Genomic DNA, 21968 nt, shown 5'->3' on the forward strand with positions numbered 1-21968 from the left:
TATATATGAGTGAAATAACAAAAGACATGCCTGCGGTTGCCCTTAGAGGTATGACCATTCTTCCTTCCATGATTGTCCATTTTGACATCAGCAGGGAGAGATCCATTAAAGCTGTGGAGCAGGCTATGCTGCAGGATCAACAGATTTTTGTGGTTACCCAGAGGGACCCTGATACCCAGGAACCGAAACAGAGGGATCTGTACCGGGTGGGAACCATTGCGATGATTAAGCAGGTGATCCGGCTGCCTAAAAATATTTTTCGGGTTCTGGTGGAGGGAATCGGCCGCGCAGAGCTTTTGGAGCTGAATGCGGATCAGGAATTTCTCCAGGCTGAGGTGGCTTTGCTGGAGGATCACAGTGCAGAACACCTGGATGAGAGAAGCAGAGAAGCAATGCTGCGTACCATCAAGGAGATCTTCGGTGAGTACGCTGCAGCAAATACCAAGATGAGCAAAGAGCTCACAGCCCAGATGATGGAGCTTGTCGAGCTGGATAGGCTGGTGGACCAGATTGCCATCAATATCCCTCTCTACTACGAGGAAAAACAAAAGATTCTGGAGGCTGCCCAGCTCTACGACCGGTATGAGCTGCTCTGTGTGATGCTCAGCAATGAGGTGGAGATCATGCACATTAAGGCAGAGCTCCAAACCAAGGTAAAAGAGCGGGTGGATAAAAACCAGAGGGAATATTTGCTTCGCGAACAGCTGAAGCTGATCCGGGAAGAGTTGGGGGAGGATAACACCTTCACCGATGCAGATCATTTTATGGAAGAGCTGAACAAGCTGGAGGCCTCCCCTGAGGTGAAGGAAAAGATCGAGAAGGAGATCAGCCGTTTTAAGAGCGTGGGAGGTAATTCCTCTGAAAGCTCTGTGATCCGGGGATACCTTGAGACTCTGCTGGAGCTTCCGTGGGATAAGATGTCCAGGGATAATACAGACCTGAAAAATGCCAGAGAGATCCTGGAGGCGGACCACTACGGACTGCAGAAGGTAAAGGAGAGGGTGCTGGAGTTTTTGGCTGTGCGCACTCTGACAAAGAAGGGTGAGAGTCCGATCCTCTGCCTGGTGGGACCGCCCGGAACAGGAAAAACCTCCATAGCGAAATCTATAGCCAGGGCCATGAACAAGAAATATGTGCGCATCTGTCTGGGGGGAGTCCGGGATGAGGCAGAGATCAGGGGCCATAGAAGGACCTATGTGGGAGCCATGCCGGGACGGCTTGCCAATGGAATGAAGATGGCAGGGGTGAAAAATCCCCTGATGCTCCTGGATGAGATCGACAAGGTGAGCAGCGATTACAAAGGAGATACCTCATCGGCCCTTCTAGAGGTGCTGGATTCGGAACAGAACAATAAGTTTCGGGATCACTATGTGGAGATTCCTCTGGATCTGTCAGAGGTTATGTTTATCGCCACGGCCAATGATCTGCAGACCATTCCAAGGCCTCTCCTGGACCGCATGGAGCTCATTGAAATCTCCAGCTACACAGAAAATGAAAAACTGCACATTGCCAGGGAGCATCTGCTTCAGAAGCAGATCAGGAAGCATGGGCTGGATCAATATAAGTTTACAGTGAGTGATGGGGCGCTTAAAAAGATCATTACCTGCTACACAAAAGAGGCTGGAGTGAGAAACCTGGAGAGAAAACTAGGAGAGATCTGCCGGAAGGCTGCCAGGGAGATTCTGGAGGGGGATAAGAAATCCCTGAAGGTGACGGAAAGCAATCTGTGCAGATATCTGGGCAATGAGCGCTACAGTGTAAACCGGCTGAATGAGAAAAACGAGATCGGTATCGTCCGTGGTCTGGCCTGGACCAGCGTGGGAGGAGAGACACTCCAGATTGAGGTTAATATCATGCCAGGCAAGGGAGAGATTCAGCTCACCGGACAACTGGGGGATGTGATGAAAGAGTCCGCCCAGGCAGGCATCAGCTATATCCGGTCTGTCAGCAGGGAGTATCAGATTCCGGAGGATTTCTTTGGAACACATGATATCCACATACATATACCCGAGGGAGCGGTACCAAAGGATGGACCCTCAGCGGGTATTACCATGGCGACAGCCATGATATCAGCCATAACAAAAACTCCCGTTAGGGCAGATATTGCCATGACCGGAGAGATTACACTCAGAGGGCGGGTGCTGCCCATCGGCGGGCTGAAGGAGAAACTTCTGGCAGCCAAAACAGCTGGGATGAGTACAGTCCTGGTACCGAAAAAGAACAAAGTGGATGTGGAGGAAATTTCTCCGGAGATCAAGCGGGGACTGGAGATTCTCTTTGTGGACAGCATGGAGGATGTGCTACCCCGGTCATTAGTAAAGGAAAGCGTATGATCATAAAAAATGTGGCACTGGAGACCGTGTGCGGGATTACCAGCGTACTGCCGAATAATCAAAGCCCGGAGGTGGCCTTTGCCGGGAAGTCCAATGTGGGGAAATCCTCCCTGATCAATGGTCTGATGAACCGGAAATCTTTGGCAAGGACCAGTGCCCAGCCGGGAAAGACCCAGACAATCAATTTTTATAATATAAACAATGCTCTTTACCTGGTGGATCTGCCTGGCTATGGGTACGCAAAGGTTTCACAGGCTGAGAAGGAGCAGTGGGGAAAACTGATAGAGCGATATCTGCACGGTTCCTCCCAGCTAAAGGCAGTGTTTCTTCTCATTGATATCCGCCATGTGCCTTCAGACAATGACAGGACTATGTATGAGTGGATACTGGGAAACGGTTTTGAACCCATCATCATAGCCACAAAGCTGGATAAGCTGAAGCGCAGCCAGGTGGCAAAGCATGTCAAGCAAGTAAAGACAGGTCTTAATGTGAGACCGGGCACCCGGATTATTCCCTTCTCAGCAGAGACAAAGCAGGGCAGGGAAGAAATCTGGGAGGTGATCGAATCCTTCCTGGCAGAGGAGCCGATGGATGCCGATGGATGAGAAAGGCGCGCTTCGCCCAAATACGCTGTGGTGTATTTGCGGTGAAGCAAACTTTCATTTATGGGGATGTCCACAGCAGTGGAATTTTTTTTGATATAAACTGACCGACTGGTCGGACGGAGTCAACAACCCTGCTGCTTGGCTCATTGCTCGCAGGAATAGAGGCCGAAGAGGTAATAAATAACGGAGGGTAACTATGATATCTCGTTTCAGTGTAAAAAGACCGTATACGGTTGTGGTAGGTGTAATTTTAGTTTTAATCCTGGGAGTCGTGTCCTTTACGAAGATGAAGACAGACCTGCTTCCGGAGATGAATCTACCCTATGCCATTGTGTATACTACCTACGCCGGGGCCAGCCCTGAGGAAGTGGAGACAACGGTGACCAGGCCTGTGGAGCAGGCTATGGCCACCATCAGCAATATAGAAAATGTGACATCAGTGTCCAGTGAAAATGTATCCACAGTAGTTCTGGAATTTTCCCAGTCTGCCAACATGGATGCAGTCACGATTGAGATGCGGGAGAGCCTGGATCAGATTGAGGGATACTGGGACGACAGCGTGGGAAGCCCCATTATCATGAAGCTCAACCCTGACATGATGCCGGTAATGGTCGCGGCCGTGGAGGCGGGGGAGATGACCAGCGCCCAGCTTACTGACTATGTGGAGGAAAAGGTTCTCCCGGAGTTTGAGAGCATTGAGGGTGTAGCCTCCGTAAGCACCACAGGCAGTGTGGAGGAAAAGGTAGAAGTAGTATTGCGGCAGGACAAATTGGATGCCGTGAACAAAAAGATCTCCAAATCTCTGGACGGTAAGTTCGCAGACGCGGAGAACGAGATGAAGGATGCCAGGGAAGAGCTGGAGTCCGGGAAGAAGGAGCTGGAAAATGGGGAGAGCGCACTGGCTGAACAGACCTCTATGGCAGAGAGCCAGATCTCCCAGGGACAGAGCCAGCTGATAACGAATGAAGCGCAGTTGAATCAGAAGCTGGATGAAATCAATACCAAGCTGGCGGATATTGAAAAATCAGAGAAAGAGCTCTCACAGAAGGAAAAGGAGATCAAGGCAGGGGAGGAGCAGCTAAACGCCCTGCCAGGACAGCTCACAAAGGCGAAAGAGGGCCTGAAAGAAATCACCTTAGGTGTCAGCACTCTGGAAGAGGCAGCCGTAAAGCTGGAGCCCGCGAAAGCGCTGTTTGAGGCCATAGACCAGCTGAAGGCCCAGATTGCCCAGATGGAGTCAGATCCCCAGTCTAATGCACAGGCACTGGAGGCAATGAAGGCACAGCTTAAGCAGCTTACGGATCAGCTGAAAACCGCCCTGGCCCCTCTGGCAGCAGCCGGATTGAATACGGAGGGGAGCTACAGCCAGATCCAGGAGAGACTGAACAGCAAAAAAGCAGAGCTGATTGCGCAGAAGACCCAGCTGGAGAGTCAGATTACCCAGCTCCAGGCCGCTGTGGACGACATTCCCAATCAAAAGAAGACCATCGCCAGTGGCAAAAAACAGCTGGAGGCGGGGAAAAAGCAGATTAAGACAGGCAAGGAGCAGCTTAACACTGCGAAAACACAGCTGGAGAGTGCAAAAAGTCAGATTGCCTCCGGAAAAACTTCCCTGGATGCGGCTCTTGCAGAACTAAACGCTAAGAAAATCAGTGCGACCATTGAAATTGCGGCAGGGAAGGCGCAGCTGAGCACTGGGGAATCCCAGCTGGACGAGGCAAAAAAACAGCTGGATGAACAGAAAGATGCGGCCTATGACCAGGCGGACATCACGGGTGTGATCACTCCGGATATGGTCAAGCAGATCCTGGCAGCCCAGAACTTTACCATGCCCGCCGGATATGTGACGGAGGAGGGGATTGACTACCTGGTGCGCGTAGGGGATAAGCTGGAGGATACAGGAGCACTTGGAGAGCTGGTGCTGGCGGACATGCACATGGATGGCGTGGAGCCTGTCACCCTCTCAGATGTGGCGGATATCACTGTGACGGACAACAGCAATGAGACCTATGCCAGGATCAACGGAAATCCGGGGCTTATGGTGACCATGCAGAAACAGTCAGGATACTCCACAGGCGAGGTTTCGGAGCGTATTGGGGAAAAATTCCGGGAAATTCAAGAGAACAACGAGAGTACACATATCATCACTCTGATGGACCAGGGGATCTACATTGACATGGTGGTAAGCTCTGTGCTTGAAAACATGCTTTTTGGCGCAGTGCTGGCGATTCTGATCCTGTTCCTCTTTTTAAAGAGCGTGCGCCCAACCATCGTCATTGCGTTTTCCATCCCAATCAGTATTATGGCAGCAGTGGTGCTCATGTACTTTTCGGGCATCAACCTGAATATTATCTCTCTGTCCGGCTTGGCGCTGGGAATTGGTATGCTGGTGGACAACTCCATCGTGGTAATTGAAAATATTTACCGCCTGCGCAGCCAGGGCGTATCCTCCAGGAAGGCAGCGGTGGAAGGGGCAAAGCAGGTGGCGGGAGCCATTGCGGCCTCCACATTGACTACCATCTGTGTCTTTCTACCTATTGTATTTACAGAGGGAATCACCAGACAGCTGTTTGTGGATATGGGCCTTACCATCGCCTACTCTCTGCTGGCCAGCCTGGCGGTGGCTCTCACACTGGTTCCTATGATGGGGGCAGGCTTGCTGAAAAATATTACGGAGAAACCCAGCCCTCTGTTTGAAAAGATTCAGAATGGATATGTCAATGTATTGAAACTGGCGCTGAAGCACCGGGCTGTAGTGGTAGGGGTTGCTGTAGTTCTGCTGGCAGTGAGTATGGTACTTGCCGTATCAAGGGGCACGGAATTTATGCCGGAGATGGAGAGCACCCAGGTGTCCGTGACAATGGAAATGCCGGGAAAGGACGTTACCCTGGAGGATACGGGGAAAATGGCGGACCAGGTGATGGACCGACTCCTGACCATACCGGATGTGGAGGATATCGGTGCTATGGCTGGCGGGTCCGGCATGAACCTTATGGGAGGCGGACAGAGCAGGGACAAAGTCTCTATGTATCTGATCTTAAAGGAAGATAAGGAACTCAGCAATGAAGAGATGGCAAAGGCCATAGAGGAGAAGACGAAGGATTTGGAGTGCATACTGGATGTTCAGACTTCCAGCATGGATATGTCAGCCCTGGGGGGCAGCGGCATCTCCGTAAAAGTGAAGGGAAGGGAACTGGATAAGCTGAAGGATATTTCCGCAGATGTGGCAGGGCTTCTCTCTGAGGTGGAGGGTACCCAGGATGTATCAGACGGCATTGACGAGAAAGCTCTGGAAATGCGCCTGGTGGTGGATAAGAAAAAGGCTATGGAACACCAACTGACCACAGCACAGATTTTTCAATACCTGCAGTCCAAGTTGGCCCAGGCCAAAAGCGCCACCACCCTCAGCACAGATACAAAGGACTATCCGGTTATGGTGATCAGTGACAGTGATGAGGAGCTGACCAGGGAGCTGATCAAAAAACTGTCCATTGAGGGAACAGACAAGGATGGAAAAAAGGAAGACGTACCTCTGAAGGATATAGTTAAATTTGAAAATGCAGAGGGCTTTACCGCAATCAACCGGGAGGCCCAGACCAGATATGTGACCGTCTCCGCCCAGGTGGACAGTGACCACAACATTGGGCTGGTGGCATCCCAGGTGGATAAAAAGCTGGCCACCTACAAACTGCCCCAGGGCTACACACTGGAGATGTCGGGGGAGAATGAGACCATCAACGAATCTATGGTGGAGGTGTTTAAGATGCTGGCTTTGGCTGTGGTGTTCATCTATCTGATAATGGTGGCCCAGTTCCAGTCCCTGCTCTCACCTTTTATCATTATGTTCACGATACCTCTGGCTTTTACAGGAGGTCTGTTTGGATTGTGGCTTACGGGCAGCTATGTAAGTGTCATCGCCATGATCGGATTTGTTATGCTGTCAGGTATCATTGTAAACAACGGAATTGTGCTTGTGGACTATATCAACCAGCAGCGAAAGCAGGGGGTGGAAAAGTACGAAGCCATTGTGGAGGCGGGACGCACGCGTCTTCGCCCCATCGTGATGACAGCCCTGACCACGATCCTGGGACTTCTGACTATGGCAATCGGTCTGGGAATGGGGGCAGAGATGACTCAGCCTATGGCTATTGTGACTATCGGAGGACTCATTTACGGCACGCTTTTGACCCTGCTGGTAGTACCCTGCATTTATGATTTGCTGAACCGGAAGAAGGATATGAGGGAGGAGGAGATCTGATGGAAGGCAGAACCATTTATGAGATGCTGAAGCTGTCCTCTCCGAAAGTGATTGCAATGTACGAGGCTGTGGGATTCCTTATGGAGGAGGGGAGAGATCTCTACACCTTAAAGGTATCCGATATCACAGAAAAAGCCGGTATCGGCAAGGGGACTGCCTATGAATATTTTGAGACAAAGGATGAGCTAATCAGCAAAGCGATCTTTTACCAGATCCAGAGCAGTGTGAGGAGGATGGCGAAGGCAGTAGAGAAGGAGGAGAGTTTTCGGGAGAAGATATATGCGCTTATGAATTATATGGACAAAAACCACTCCAGATATCAGATGCTGACCAAATCCCTGTGTTATTATATCCAGGGGCTCTTTCGGGAGAAGAAGTGTATGAATCAGCTGGAATGTTCCGTGAGGGAAGATGAGGAGATGAGAGACTTTTTTAAGGGGCTTCTTGTGCAGGCGTCGCGGGAGGGGCTGGCCAGGGAAGATCTGCCAGGCTACTTTATGCAGAGTGCTGTAGTTACTCAGATTTTGGCTTACAGCATGCACATCGGCGGAGGCTTCGGCGCGGAGGAGATCAGCCCGGAGACTATGAAGGAGTATACTTACAAAAGTATTTTGTCTGCCCTGCAGACTGCGGGGGAACTGGTTTAATGTTGCTATATTGTATGGAACCGTAATGGTTTGACGTAACAGGTAAGACAGGTCAGGGGCGTTTAGGCTGAGGAAGCTGTTTCCCATAGGCGGGAGATGGTGCCGCTCAGGCAATTTCCTAACAAGCCTTTTGATAGAATAGCTTGACAAACTTTGTGTTTGAGATTATGATAAAAACAAATTTATCCGGCGCTTATTGCTGCTGTAGATAATGGTAGTGAGAAAGAGGAGTACATGCAGGGCCCCGCCAGAGAGGTGATTCCAAAGGCTGAAAGGATTGCCAGGGAAGGCTGTATGGAAGGTAGCTTTTGAACCGGAGAGCTGAAAAAAGTAGGCTTTCCCGGCCAGTCCCCGTTAAAGGACCTGGAGATGTATGCATGATTGCATATGAACAAAGGTGGTACCGCGGTCATTCGCCCTTTGCAGGAAACTGCAGGGGGCGTTTTTAATCCATCAAAAATACCGCGAGCTTTACCACAAATACGCCAAGGTGTATTTGAATACAAAAACAGGAGGAAACAATGGGCAGAGAATTAGCGAAGACCTATGACCCAAAGGGCATAGAAGAAAGATTATATGAAAAATGGATGAATAAGAAGTATTTTCACGCAGAGGTGGACAGGAGCAAAAAACCTTTCACTATTGTGATGCCGCCCCCCAATGTTACGGGACAGCTGCACATGGGGCATGCACTGGATAATACCATGCAGGATATTTTGATCCGTTATAAGAGGATGCAGGGGTACAATGCCCTCTGGCAGCCGGGAACAGACCACGCGGCCATTGCCACTGAGGTAAAGGTGATTGAGAAACTTAAGGAGCAGGGCATTGACAAGGATGAGATCGGAAGGGACGCTTTCCTTGAGCACGCCTGGAAGTGGAAGGAAGAGTACGGCGGCAAGATCATCAATCAGCTGAAAAAGCTGGGTTCCTCCGCTGACTGGGACAGGGAACGGTTTACCATGGATGAGGGCTGCTCAAAGGCAGTGGAGGAAGTCTTTGTCAAGTTATATGAAAAGGGCTATATCTATAAGGGATCACGCATTATCAACTGGTGTCCCATTTGTCAGACCTCCATTTCTGACGCTGAGGTGGAGCATGTAGATCAGGATGGATTTTTCTGGCATATCAACTATCCTATTGTGGGCGAGGAGGGGAGATATGTGGAGATCGCTACCACCAGGCCGGAGACCCTTCTGGGGGATACTGCAGTGGCAGTAAATCCGGAGGACGAGCGGTACATGGAGTTGATCGGAAAGACGCTGAAGCTTCCTCTGACGAACCGGGAAATTCCGGTTATCGCGGACGAGTATGTGGATAAAGAATTTGGAACCGGATGCGTGAAGATCACACCAGCCCACGACCCCAATGATTTTGAGGTGGGCAGACGCCACAATCTGCCGGAGATCAATATCATGAATGACGATGCCACCATCAATGAGCTGGGCGGTAAGTACGCCGGTATGGACCGCTATGAGGCCCGTAAGGCAATGGTAAAGGATCTGGAGGAACAGGGACTGCTGGTGAAGGTAGTGCCCCACTCACACAATGTTGGAACTCATGACCGCTGCAAGACTACAGTAGAACCCATGATTAAGCAGCAGTGGTTTGTAAAGATGGAGGAGATGGCCAAGCCTGCCATTGAGGCTCTGAAAAACCACACGCTGAACTTTGTGCCAGAGCGCTTTGATAAGATCTATCTGCACTGGCTGGAGAATATCCGCGACTGGTGTATTTCCAGACAGCTCTGGTGGGGCCACCGGATTCCCGCTTATTACTGCGATGAATGCGGCGAGATCGTGGTTACCAAAGAGAGACCGGGTAAATGTCCCAAGTGCGGCTGTACCCATCTGACACAGGATGAGGATACTCTGGATACGTGGTTTTCCTCCGCGCTGTGGCCTTTTTCGACCCTGGGATGGCCGGGGAAGACAGAAGATCTGGACTATTTCTTCCCCACAGATGTGCTGGTGACGGGATATGACATTATTTTCTTCTGGGTTATACGTATGGTATTTTCAGCCCTGGAGCAGACCGGAGAAGTGCCCTTCCACCATGTTCTGATCCACGGGCTGGTGCGAGACGCTCAGGGGCGCAAGATGAGCAAATCCCTGGGAAATGGAATCGACCCTCTGGAAGTGATTGATAAATACGGGGCGGATGCACTGCGCCTGACTTTGATTACCGGAAACGCACCTGGAAACGATATGCGTTTTTACTGGGAGCGTGTGGAATCCAGCCGGAACTTCGCAAACAAGGTGTGGAATGCCTCCAGATTTATCATGATGAACCTGGAAAAAGCGCAGGTGCCTGAGAAGATGGATCTGGCCGGCTTGACCCAGGCAGATAAGTGGATACTCTCAAAAGTCAATACCCTGGCAAAAGATGTGACAGAAAACATGGATAAATATGAGCTGGGAATCGCGGTACAGAAGGTGTATGATTTTATCTGGGAGGAATTCTGCGATTGGTATATTGAGATGGTGAAACCCAGACTCTACAGCGATGGGGATACCACCAAGGCAGCGGCCCTCTGGACATTGAAAACCGTTCTCTCCAATGCCCTTAAACTGCTGCATCCCTACATGCCGTTTATCACAGAGGAGATCTTCTGTACTCTCCAGGAGGAGGAGTCCATAATGATCTCCGCATGGCCTGAGTATCAGAAGGAGTGGGATTTTGCCCAGGATGAGCGTGCGGTGGAGATGATGAAGGAGGCAGTGCGTTCCATCCGCAATATCCGCTCTGAGATGAATGTTCCCCCCAGCAAGAAGGCAAAGGTGTTCGTGGTTTCAGAGCGTGAGGATGTGAGAGAAATATTTGAAAACGGAAGGGTATTCTTTGGGACATTGGGATATGCCAGCCAGGTGTTTGTGCAGGCAGATAAGGAGGGAATCGAGGACGACGCTGTCTCAGCAGTGATTCCGGAGGCTGTGATCTATATGCCGTTTGCGGAGCTGGTGGATATTGAAAAAGAGATACAGCGGCTCAGGAAAGAGGAGGAGCGCCTGAACAAAGAGCTGGCCCGGGTAAACGGGATGCTGAACAATGAAAAGTTTGTGAGCAAAGCCCCGGCTGCAAAGATTGAAGAGGAGAAGGCAAAGCAGAAAAAATATGGTGAGATGATGGAACAGGTAAAAGCAAGACTGGCCCATTTTGAAAAATAGCAGAATAGAATGAGAAAGAAAGCGGATTCTCCGTAATAAGCGCTGCTTACGGAGATCCGCTTTTGTGTAACAGTCCAGACGGCTCAGATTGTTACTACCCGCACCTCACCCGGGCGTTGGCAGCTCACGCGCATACACGTACAACGCTCTGGGAAATTGAACGTTAACTGCATCCTGGAACCGAAAACTTCCCCAAAGCTTGTTAAAAAATAACCTGGCAGGTACACCTCTCGCCTAAGAGAAACAGCCTTCTCCGGCGCAGGGCTATGCTGCACGCGTCCGCGAAGCATAGCCCTGCGCCGGAGGAAGCGTCCCTTATCATCTGCAACAAACCCGCCATCAAAACTATCAATACTTTTTTCTGGAATTCTGAAATAAAATGAAAAATCTGCTTGACAGTTATAACTGTACATGGTATAGTTACAGTATAAAATGTAATTAAAAAGATTACAGTTAAACAAGCAGACCGTACCCCCAGGGGGAAAGGAGAATTTCTATGAAAAGCTATAATCATGTAATTATTGGATTCGGCAAAGGGGGGAAAACGTTGGCGGGAGCATTGGCAGCCAGCGGTCAGAAGGTGGCATTGATTGAAAAGTCAGACCAGATGTACGGAGGAACCTGCATCAATGTAGCCTGCATCCCTTCAAAATATTTAGAGAATCAGGCCAGGATTTCTAAGCAGGCGGGAGGAAGCTTTGAGGAGAAGGCAGACCGCTACCAAAAAGCGGTTCAGGGAAAGAGGGCACTCACTGCAAAGCTGCGTGCAAAAAACTACCACAAGGTAGCGGATGTCCCGGGAGCGGAGGTTCTGACAGGAACGGCATCGTTTGAGGACCAGCACCATATTCTGGTAAAGTATCCGGATGGGACTTCTGAGACAATAGAGGCGGGAAATGTCTATATCAATACTGGAGCAAGTCCCTTTATTCCGTCCATTCCTGGTTTAAAGGAGAGCAGGTTTATGTACACCAGTGAGACCATGATGGAGCTGGAGAGCCTGCCCAAACGCCTTGTCATTATCGGAGGAGGCTATATTGGAGTAGAGTTTGCTTCCTATTACGCAAATTTTGGTTCCCAGGTGACTGTGATACAAAACGGGGCCGATTTTCTGCCAAGGGAGGATCAGGAGACAGCGGGGTATGCCCTGGAAAGTATGATTAGCAGAGGGATACGTGTTCTGTTTCAGACAGATATTGAGAAGGTGGAGGATTTGGAACAGGAGGCTGTGCTGACGGTCTCAAGGGATGGACAGAGTAGTAAACTGAAAGCGGATGCCATCCTGGCAGCCACAGGACGCCGTCCGAATATCGGGGGGCTGCACCCCGAAAAAGCAGGCGTGGAGCTGACCGCGCGGGGAGCCATCCAAGTGGATGACAGACTTCGCACAACTGCCCCCAATATCTGGGCAATGGGAGATGTGACAGGGGGACTGCAGTTTACCTACATGTCCTTGGATGATTTCCGCATTGTGAAGTCTCAGGTTTTGGGAGATGGCAGCAGGACGGCGCAAAACCGTGGAAGCATTCCTTACAGCATCTTTATAGACCCTCCCTTCTCCAGAGTGGGATTAACAGAGAAGGAGGCCAGGGAACAGGGATTTGAGGTCAAGACAGCAAAGCTGCCGGCAGCAGCCATACCCAAAGCTATGGTGCTGGAAAATACAGATGGTTTTTTAAAGGCAGTGATTGATGCTAAGACGGGCAAAATTCTGGGGGTGCATCTCTTCTGCGCGGAGTCCCATGAGATGGTCAACACCGTCAAGATCGTGATGGATGCAGGTCTTCCCTATACGGTGCTAAAAGACGGGATCTTTACGCATCCCACCATGAGCGAAGCTATGAATGATTTGTTTGCAGCGTTGACATAATAATATCGTTAAATGAAAGTCGGTTGCTCCGTTCTGACGCGCTCCCGCAGCTGCAGCCAGTATTTGCAAGCCTGGACTTTCACAGTAAAATTGGAGGTATGTATGAATTTATCAATAGAAACGGGAGTTCCGGTTCTCACCGTATTCCTGCAGGGGCTTTTAAGCTTTTTCTCACCGTGTATTTTTCCGCTGGTTCCCCTGTACATCGGATATCTGGCGGGCGGCGCCCAGACAGTGGATGCAGATGGAAGCATCCGCTATCCAAGAAAAAAAGTGCTTCTAAACACTCTGTTTTTTATACTGGGTATTGGGTTTGCCTTTGTACTTCTGGGGTTTGGATTTACCGCATTGGGGAAATTTTTCTCAGGCAACCGGATCTGGTTTGTGCGCATCGGCGGTATCATAATGGTTCTCTTTGGCCTTTATCAGCTGGGCGTTTTTGGTAGGGCAAATGTAATCGAGAGAGAGCACAAGCTGCCGTTTCGCCTGGATAAATGGGCCATGAGCCCGCTGGTTGCTTTGGTGCTGGGATTCACCTTCAGCTTTGCGTGGACTCCCTGCGTGGGACCGGTATTGGCCAGTGTACTGTTGATGGCATCGTCAGCCAGTTCCTCAGCATCAGGTTTTCTGCTGATCGGAGTCTATATGCTGGGGTTTGTACTACCCTTTCTGGCGGTGGGATTCTTTACCAGCGCGGTGTTAGGATTCTTTCGGCGTCACCAAAAGGTGATCCGCTATACGGTTAAGATTGGCGGTGTACTGCTGATTCTAATGGGTGTAATGACCTTTACAGGGTGGATGAACGGTCTGACCGGATACCTCTCTTCTTTCGGGGGAGGCAGCGGTTCGGCTCAGCCAGAGTCTGTGACTTCGGTGGAGACGGAGAAAAGTTCTGAGGAGACTCAGGAGGACAGCGAAACAGCCCGTTTAACGGAGACAGAGGAGGTCAGCACAGAGCAGACAGACGAGAGTGGAACGCAGCAGACAGAGAAGAGCGAGCTGCCCCCCGCGCCCGATTTTACTCTGACGGATCAGAACGGAGTGGAACACACGCTTTCAGATTATAAAGGCAAAACCGTATTCCTGAACTTCTGGGCCACCTGGTGCGGGCCCTGCCAGCAGGAGATGCCGGACATCCAGAAAATGTATGAGGAATACGGGGAAAACAGCGAAGATCTGATTGTTTTGGGGGTTACCAATCCAAAGACATCTGAGCGCCCCCAGAACAGCGATGTGAGTGCGGAGGAGATCACGCAGTTTCTGGAAGAGAGGGGGTACACGTATCCGTCTGTAATGGATACCACTGGTGAAATCTTTACAGAATACAGCATCAGTGCCTTCCCCACAACTTTTATGATTGATAAGGACGGCAATGTATTCGGCTATGTATCCGGCACCTTGACTGCGGATATGATGGAAAGCATTGTGAAGCAGACCATGGAGGGAAAACGAAGCGATTAAAAATGCGCAGACCTGTTGAATAGTTACAAAAAATATTTCTTTTTGCGAAAAAAAGGATTATAATACAAAGTGCAGAATGATTGTCAAAAAAAAGTAAAAGATAGTAAACAGATAGACAGTGAGCAAATTTGGAAAGGAGATTATCACTATGGCAGCAATTCATTTGACAGAAGAAAATTTCAACAAAGAGGTATTGGAGGCAGAGGAGACCGTTCTGGTGGACTTTTGGGCGCCCTGGTGCGGACCGTGCAGAATGGTACTGCCCATTATTGAAGAGCTGGCAGACTCTCTCACAGACGTTAAGATTGGAAAGATCAATGTGGACGAGGAGATGGAACTGGCAGGCAGGTACAGGGTTATGACTATCCCAACACTCATGGTATTCAAAAACGGACAACCGGTAGAAACCTCAATCGGCGCCAAATCCAAAGCGGAGATTCTCAGAATGATTGGAAAATAACGCACTGACTTGAAAAGCTTTTGGATCAATAGGAAGGACTTAAACTTTCCGTATTGATTCAAAAGCTTTTTTATTTTACAATAGAATATAGTGCGTTAATAAAGAAAATGGAGCAGACTATGTCTTTAAAGTTTATTTTTGGAAATTCAGGAAGCGGAAAATCTTATCAGGCATACCAGGAAATCATCCGGGAATCCATGGAACATCCGGAAAGAAATTTTCTGGTAATTGTGCCCGAGCAGTTTACCATGCAGACACAGAAGGAACTGGTGACCATGCACCCCAGAAAAGGAATTCTGAATATCGACGTGCTCAGCTTTCAGCGGCTGGCTTACCGGGTGTTTGAGGAAGTGGGGGCGGATAAGAGAAGTGTGCTGGAGGAAACGGGAAAGAGCCTTTTGCTGAGAAAAGCCGCAATGGAGCACAGGGAGGAACTGAAGGTGCTGGGCAGCAATCTGGAGAAACCGGGATACATTGCCCGGGTAAAATCCATGATCTCAGAGCTGACACAGTATGATGTCTCTCAGGAACAGATGGAGGAAATGCTTTCTTTTTCAGAGGACAAGCCGCAGCTGTACTATAAACTGCGGGATGTGCAGGTGCTCTACCGGGCCTTTCGGGAAAAGCTGAGGGAAAAGTATATCACTGCTGAGGAGGTGCTGAGCGTGCTCTGTCAGGTGGTGGACCAATCAGAGCTTTTAAAGGACAGTGTACTGCTTTTGGATGAGTTTACCGGTTTTACACCCATTCAGCAGCGCCTCGTTTTTGAGCTTTTAAAGTGCTGCCGCAGGGTGAGCATTGCACTCACTATTGATGCAGGGGAGGACCCTTTTCAGGTGAGGGGGATACACCAGCTGTTTTACCTGACCAAAAAGACAGTGCACACTCTGACCAGGATTGCCCGGGAGACAGGGACAGAGATCGAGGAACCGATGGTCCTTGGGAGAGGAGGGGCGCGCCGTTTTCAGGAGTCGTCCGCCCTGGGCTTTTTGGAGCAGTATTTCCTGCGCCCGAAAGCGGCTGTTTATTCTAAAAAGCAGGATTCTATCTCCGTGCACACGGCAAAGAATCCTGTGGCAGAAGCACGTTATGCAGCCAGAACTATACAGGAGCTTATTCGAGAAAATGGGTACCGGTATCAGGATATCGCGGTAATCACAGGGGACATGGCATCCTACGGCAGCTATGTGGCAAAGGCTTTTGAGGAGCAGGGAATTCCCGTGTTCATTGATGAGACAAAAAAGCTTTTGTTAAATCCGTTTATTGAGTTTGTGCGGTCCGCCCTGGAGGCAGCGGCAAGGGACTTCAGCTATGAAAGCATGTTCCGCTATCTGAGAACCGGGCTGTGCGGGCTGACGGAGCAGGAGACGGACCGAATGGAAAACTATGTGCTGGCAGCTGGAATCCGCGGAGCGAAAGCCTGGCGGGAGCCCTGGGAGAGAAAGACGAGAACCCTGGATGAGGAGGAGACCGCCTACTGTGAGGAACTGAGAAAAAGAGTGGCAGAGCCTCTCATTCCTTTTGCGAAGGTGGTACGGAGCAGAAAAACAACGGTGATGGAAAAGACGCAAGCGCTCTACCGCCTGATCGAAGTGCATGCAATCCAGCAGAAGCTGGCAGGGTACGAGGAGGCGTTTCAGGCAGAGGGGAAGCTGGACGCTGCAAAAGAGTACAGTCAGATTTATCGGATTGTCATCCACCTGCTGGAGCAGGTGGCAGGGCTTTTAGGGGAGGAGAGACTTTTACTCAGGGAGTATACGCAGATCCTGGAGGCAGGATTTGAGGAGGCGAAGGTGGGCATCATTCCCCCTACCGCGGACCGTGTGGTGGTGGGAGACATTGAGAGAACCAGACTGAAGAGCATAAAGGCTTTGATTTTTCTGGGCCTGAATGACGGATGGGTGCCTCAGTCAGCTGACAAAGCCGGAATCCTCTCTGAGCTGGACCGGGAAGCACTGGCAGGCTCCGGTGTGGAGCTTGCGCCTGGCTGCAGAGAAAATGGATATATCCAGAGGTTTTATCTGTATCTGATCATGACAAAGCCCAGCAGGATGCTGTATTTGTCCTACAGCAAGTCCAGGACAGACGGAGGGGCTATGAGGCCCTCCTATCTGGTGAGCCGGATTATGAAAATGTTTCCGGATATATCGGTGGAGGATGAGGACTGCAGGGAGAATGACCCTGCTTGTATCACATCAGCGGGGGCAGGAATCCCTTATCTGCTGGAGGGACTTAAGAAGCTGCCCCTATCGGAACCCGGAGCAGCCTGGAAGGAGCTGTACTCCTGGTATTTTGGGCAGGAGGCGTGGAGACAGGAGATTATAAGGCTGGTGGAGGCCGCCTTTTCCAGCAGAGATGAGGAAGGGCTTGGCAGGGAGATCTCCAGGGCCCTGTATGGGAGTGTGCTGGAAAACAGTGTAAGCCGCCTGGAGCAGTTTGCAGCATGTGCCTTTTCTCATTTTGTAATGTATGGACTTGCCCTAGCGCCCAGGGAAGAATATGTATTTCAGCCTGTGGATATGGGAAATATATTTCACAGAGTGATAGAAGTGTTTTCCAGGAGAGTGGAGCGCAGCCCGTACACCTGGTTCGACCTTCCCGAGGACATCAGGGATCAGTGGGCTGAGGAGTGTGTCCAGGAGACTGCCAGGGAGTACGGAGGGGATATTTTAAACAGCAGCGCCCGCAATGCCTATATGGTCCAGAGGATGAAGCGGATTATGAAGAGGACGGTGTGGGCTCTTTGCGAGCAGGTGAAGGCGGGGCAGTTTGTGCCCAGTAATTATGAGGTATCTTTCTCCAGAGTGGAAGGACTGGATGCAGTGAATATTGCGCTCACAGCAGAGGACCGGATGAAGCTTACGGGACGGATTGACCGGGTGGACACCTGCGTAGACGGGGAAAAAGTCTATGTGAAGGTCATTGACTATAAATCCGGAAACACAAGTTTTGATATGGTGGCCCTTTATTATGGTCTGCAGCTGCAGCTGGTGGTTTACTTAAATGCAGCCATGGAGATGGAAAAGCGCGTACACCCTGATAAGGAGGCAGTGCCTGCGGGCATTTTCTATTACCGAATGCAGGACCCAGTGTTAGATGGGGGAAAGGAGAGGACCCCGGAGGAGATTAACCGTGAGATCTTAAAGGAACTGCGCCTGAACGGTTTGGTTAATGAAGACCCTGAGATCGTGAAAAAAATGGATAAAGATGCTGTAAAGGATTCCAATGTGATACCGGTTTCCTACAACAAGGACGGAAGCCCCTCACGGTATGCCAGCGTGGCAGACGATGCGAAGTTTTCCAAACTCTCTGCCTACGTCAATGGGAAGATGAGAGATATTGGAAGCCGTATTCTGGCGGGCGAGACAGGGGCTGTACCTTATGAGCGAAAGGGGCGTACAGCTTGCGACTACTGCCAGTACCGGGAGGTCTGTGGATTTGATCCCAAGATTCCGGGAACACGGTATCAGAGGCTGAAGGAGTACAAGGCGGAGGAGGTTTGGAACAGAATCGGGGAGGAGGTCACAGAATGGGAGTGAAATGGACGCCACAGCAACAGCAGGTAATTGAACTGAGAAACAGAAACATTCTCGTCTCCGCAGCCGCGGGTTCCGGAAAGACAGCCGTATTGGTGGAGCGAATCCTCTCCATGATTATGGATGGGAAAAATCCGGTGGATATTGACCATCTGCTGATTGTAACCTTCACCAATGCAGCCGCAGGGGAAATGAGGGAGCGAATCCGGGACGCCATTGAGAAGAAACTGGAGGAGGGAGAAAATGAACATCTGGAACGCCAGCTGACTCTGGTACACCACGCTCAGATCACCACCATTCACAGCTTCTGCCAGTATGTGATCAGAAATTACTTCCACCTGATTGATCTGGACCCTGCCTTTCGCATTGGGGATGAGGGGGAAATCCGTCTGCTGAAAAATGATGTGATGGAGGAGCTCATTGAGGAGCGTTATGCCTCCGAAGAAGAGAAATACCATCATTTTGTGGAGTGCTATGCACAGGGCAAGTCTGACCGGGAACTGGGCAGCCTGATACTTCAGATTTATGAGTTTTCCATGAGCTATCCCTGGCCGGAAAAATGGCTGATGGGCTGCAGGGAGGCCTACGCAGTGCAGGATGAAAAGGACCTGGTGCAGGCCCGGTGGATGCCCTGCCTGCTTTCCCATGTGAGGCTGTTGATTGAGGACAATCTGGAGAAGACACGTCAGGCAATCGATGTGACATCCATGCCGGACGGCCCCTATATGTATGAGGAGGCTCTGCGCTCAGATGAAAAGATACTCAAGACCCTTTTGGGGGCGGAAAGCTATCCGGAGTATTCAGAAAGCTTTTCGCATTTGGGGAAATTCGCAGTGCTCTCCAGAAAAAAGGATGAAGCTGTCTCAGAGGAGAAGCGGGAGTTGGTCAAAGAGATCAGGGATCAGGTGAAAAAGTCCATTAAGGGGATTCAGGAACAGTACTTTTACGCGCCTGTGCAGAGGATTGCCAGTGATTTGGCAAAAACCCGGGAGCAAGCCGAGGAGCTGCTGGATCTGGCCTGTGAGTTTTCCAGGCAGTATGCTGCCAAAAAGCGGGAGAAGAATCTTTTGGACTTTAATGACCTGGAACACATGGCGCTGGACATCCTGGTGGAGGAGAAAGAGGGCAGGGCGGTTCCAACGGAGGCAGCACGGCAGTTTTCCTCTCAGTTTGAGGAAGTGATGATTGATGAGTATCAGGACAGCAACCTGGTGCAGGAGTATATTCTGACCAGCGTATCCAGACAGCATGAGGGCAGAAACAATGTTTTTATGGTCGGGGACGTAAAGCAGAGTATTTACCGGTTCCGTCTGGCCAGGCCGGAGCTGTTTATGGAAAAGTATGCCACCTACACAGAACAGGACGGACCCAGGCAGAAGATTGAACTGCACAGAAACTTCCGCAGCCGAAGCCAGGTTCTGGAACCAGTAAACTTCTTGTTCCGTCGGATTATGAGAAATGAGCTGGGTAATGTGAATTACGATGATGCGGCCGCGCTTTATCCGGGAGCCGTGTTTCCGGAGGGAAAGCCGGAGGAAGAGATGCAGGCTGAGATACTCCTTTTAGACTTAGAGGCAGAGGAGGAGGCGGTGGAGGAGGCAGGAGAAACCGCTGTGGAACTGGAGGCCAGGATGGCCGGAAAACGTATCCGCGCCCTGGTGGGTAAGGAACAAGTGTTGGACAAAGAAACCGGGCAATACCGTCCGGCCGAGTATAAAGATGTGGTGGTGCTGCTGCGCACGGTCTCGGGATGGGCAGACACATTTTCCAGAATATTGGGTGAGATGGGGATTCCCGCCTACACAGGCTCCAGGACCGGGTACTTTTCAGCTCTGGAGGTACAGACGGTACTGTCATTGCTGAAGATTGTAGACAATCCCATACAGGATATCCCCATGGCTGCAGTGCTTCGGTCTCCTATTGTGGGAATCACAGACGAGGAACTGGCCATGATCCGAAGCTCTATCCCTGGGAAGAGGTTTGCACAGGCATGCTTCTCCTATCCCCAGTGTGCTGTTGAGGGGGGAAAGGCAGAATGCCTGAGGCGGAAGCTGGCAACGTTTTTTTCGATGCTGACAGAGTTCAGGCGCCAGGCGCCTTACACCACCATGCACGAACTGCTCTGGAAGATCTATGACCGGACCGGATACCGCAATTACGCATCTGCCATGCCGGGCGGCGAACAGAGGGCGGCGAACCTGGATATGCTGGTGGAGAAGGCAATGGCTTATGAGAGCACCAGCTACCGGGGGCTGTTTAACTTTATACGGTATATCAACCAGCTTCAGAAATACGATGTGGACTTTGGGGAGGCCAGTACCCTGGGCGAAGAGGAGAATACGGTGCGGATCATGAGCATCCACAAGAGCAAGGGGCTGGAATTTCCGGTCGTTATTGCAGCAGGTATGGGTAAGCGGTTTAACCAGCAGGACAGCCGCAGCAGGCTGGCTCTGCATCCGGATTTAGGGCTGGGCTGTGACTGCATTGATCCTGAGCTTCGCCTAAAGACTCCAACGCTATTGAAGAAACTGATTCAAAAGCAAACCACATATGAAAATCTGGGGGAGGAGCTGAGAGTCCTCTATGTGGCCCTGACCAGAGCCAAGGAGAAGCTTATCTTGACCGGAAGCGTGACAAAGAGAGAATCCAGAATGAAGAGATGGAAGCAGGCAGGCGTGGGACAGGAGGACAGGCTGTCTTTTGGGAGTCTCGCTGTGGCTGGCAGCTATCTGGATTGGATCATTCCTCCGCTTTTACGTGCAGGCATGGTTGAGAATGGAAGTACAGGGGGCTTTCGGCTGGAAATCTGTAATATGTGTGATCTGGGTGTGGAGGAGGCAGCGCACCAGCTGACAAAGATGTGGACAAAGGAGCAGCTTTTGGAGTGGGATGTGGATAAAGTGTATGACCAGGAGGAGAGAGAAAGCCTTCAGAGCAGGATGCGGTTTTCCTATTCCTATCAGGCGGGTATTGGAGTCTATGGTAAGATGACAGTATCTGAGTTGAAGAGCCTGAGGCAGACAGCAGATGAGGGGGAAGAGTATGCATTGTATCCGGAACCGGAGGTGGTTCCGCTGATCCCGGATTTTATTGAGCCAAAGGAGGCGACTGGAGCTGCCCTTGGAACCATTTACCACAAGTTTTTGGAGTGCCTGGATTTTGCAGGGGAGAGTACCGAAAAAGCTCTCAGCTCTCAGCTGGAGACGCTGTGCCTGAAGGGGAAACTGACCAGGGAGGAGGCAAGGCAGATACATCTGCCTAAGATAGCCGGTCTTTTGGAATCTGAGCTGGGAAGGCGGATGGAGCGCGCCCAAATAGAGGGAACGCTCTTTCGGGAGCGGCAGTTTGTCCTGGGCCTGCCCGCAAGGGAGGTGCGCCCTGAGTGGGAAACGGATGACACCGTGCTGGTACAGGGCATTATCGATGCGTATTTCTACGAGGAGGGGGAGATTGTCCTCGTGGACTATAAGACAGACTATGTGCCCCCAGCAGGAGAAAGGTTACTAGTGCAAAAGTACGCGGCGCAGCTGAAATACTATGCCAGAGCTCTGGAGCAGATGACAGGAATGTGTGTGAAAGAGCAGTATATTTATTCATTCTGGCTTCAGAAAGAGTTAAGGAATATGTAATT

10 protein-coding genes and 1 other annotated feature are annotated in these 21968 nt (G+C 50.7%); all 10 genes read left to right on the top strand.

Going from position 1 to position 21968, the window contains the following annotated elements; all coding sequences use genetic code 11:
• Positions 1-5 precede the first annotated feature (5 nt).
• The 10 genes from lon (at position 6) to addA (ending at position 21966) form a co-directional block, all read left to right on the top strand.
• Positions 6-2333: an endopeptidase La gene (gene lon, locus AC0THY_RS07870; RefSeq protein ID WP_489993874.1), complete on the top strand. Its 2328-nt coding sequence runs from the start codon at positions 6-8 to the stop codon at positions 2331-2333.
• Positions 2330-2938 (top strand): ribosome biogenesis GTP-binding protein YihA/YsxC, encoded by a 609-nt coding sequence (gene yihA / locus AC0THY_RS07875; protein WP_489993875.1) that lies wholly within the window; start codon positions 2330-2332, stop codon positions 2936-2938. Before lon ends, yihA begins: the two co-directional genes overlap by 4 nt.
• 196 nt (positions 2939-3134) lie before the next feature.
• Entirely contained in the window at positions 3135-7196 is a 4062-nt protein-coding gene (locus tag AC0THY_RS07880) for an efflux RND transporter permease subunit (protein WP_489993876.1), read from the top strand.
• A complete protein-coding gene (locus AC0THY_RS07885; protein WP_489993877.1) occupies positions 7196-7843 on the top strand; it encodes a TetR/AcrR family transcriptional regulator in 648 nt (215 codons plus the stop codon). Before AC0THY_RS07880 ends, AC0THY_RS07885 begins: the two co-directional genes overlap by 1 nt.
• Positions 7844-8051: 208 nt before the next feature.
• Positions 8052-8267 (top strand) — a binding site (T-box leader).
• A gap of 97 nt (positions 8268-8364) precedes the next feature.
• A complete protein-coding gene (locus tag AC0THY_RS07890; RefSeq protein ID WP_489993878.1) occupies positions 8365-11010 on the top strand; it encodes a valine--tRNA ligase in 2646 nt (881 codons plus the stop codon).
• Positions 11011-11506: 496 nt separating this feature from the next.
• The gene (locus AC0THY_RS07895; RefSeq protein WP_489993879.1) at positions 11507-12880 is read left to right on the top strand and encodes an FAD-dependent oxidoreductase; all 1374 of its coding nucleotides are present in this window, start codon (positions 11507-11509) and stop codon (positions 12878-12880) included.
• A gap of 102 nt (positions 12881-12982) precedes the next feature.
• The gene (locus AC0THY_RS07900; protein WP_489993880.1) at positions 12983-14341 is read left to right on the top strand and encodes a redoxin domain-containing protein; all 1359 of its coding nucleotides are present in this window, start codon (positions 12983-12985) and stop codon (positions 14339-14341) included.
• A 148-nt stretch (positions 14342-14489) separates the two neighbouring features.
• Entirely contained in the window at positions 14490-14801 is a 312-nt protein-coding gene (trxA, locus tag AC0THY_RS07905) for a thioredoxin (protein ID WP_489993881.1), read from the top strand.
• Positions 14802-14920: 119 nt separating this feature from the next.
• Entirely contained in the window at positions 14921-18340 is a 3420-nt protein-coding gene (gene addB / locus AC0THY_RS07910) for a helicase-exonuclease AddAB subunit AddB (RefSeq protein WP_489993882.1), read from the top strand.
• Positions 18331-21966 carry a helicase-exonuclease AddAB subunit AddA gene (gene addA / locus AC0THY_RS07915; RefSeq protein ID WP_489993883.1) on the top strand — a complete coding sequence of 1212 codons (3636 nt, stop codon included), beginning with the start codon at positions 18331-18333 and terminating at the stop codon, positions 21964-21966. The genes addB and addA overlap by 10 nt, the downstream gene beginning before the upstream one ends.
• Positions 21967-21968: the final 2 nt, after the last annotated feature.

The sequence above is a fragment of the Ruminococcus sp. 8Y-12 genome (genome assembly GCF_058119865.1).

What these genes read in the sequence shown, in the direction of transcription:
- lon (WP_489993874.1), top strand. Translation starts at nt 6, where the DNA reads ATGAGTGAAATAACAAAAGACATGCCTGCGGTTGCCCTTAGAGGTATG.
- yihA (WP_489993875.1), top strand. Translation starts at nt 2,330, where the DNA reads ATGATCATAAAAAATGTGGCACTGGAGACCGTGTGCGGGATTACCAGC.
- AC0THY_RS07880 (WP_489993876.1), top strand. Translation starts at nt 3,135, where the DNA reads ATGATATCTCGTTTCAGTGTAAAAAGACCGTATACGGTTGTGGTAGGT.
- AC0THY_RS07885 (WP_489993877.1), top strand. Translation starts at nt 7,196, where the DNA reads ATGGAAGGCAGAACCATTTATGAGATGCTGAAGCTGTCCTCTCCGAAA.
- AC0THY_RS07890 (WP_489993878.1), top strand. Translation starts at nt 8,365, where the DNA reads ATGGGCAGAGAATTAGCGAAGACCTATGACCCAAAGGGCATAGAAGAA.
- AC0THY_RS07895 (WP_489993879.1), top strand. Translation starts at nt 11,507, where the DNA reads ATGAAAAGCTATAATCATGTAATTATTGGATTCGGCAAAGGGGGGAAA.
- AC0THY_RS07900 (WP_489993880.1), top strand. Translation starts at nt 12,983, where the DNA reads ATGAATTTATCAATAGAAACGGGAGTTCCGGTTCTCACCGTATTCCTG.
- trxA (WP_489993881.1), top strand. Translation starts at nt 14,490, where the DNA reads ATGGCAGCAATTCATTTGACAGAAGAAAATTTCAACAAAGAGGTATTG.
- addB (WP_489993882.1), top strand. Translation starts at nt 14,921, where the DNA reads ATGTCTTTAAAGTTTATTTTTGGAAATTCAGGAAGCGGAAAATCTTAT.
- addA (WP_489993883.1), top strand. Translation starts at nt 18,331, where the DNA reads ATGGGAGTGAAATGGACGCCACAGCAACAGCAGGTAATTGAACTGAGA.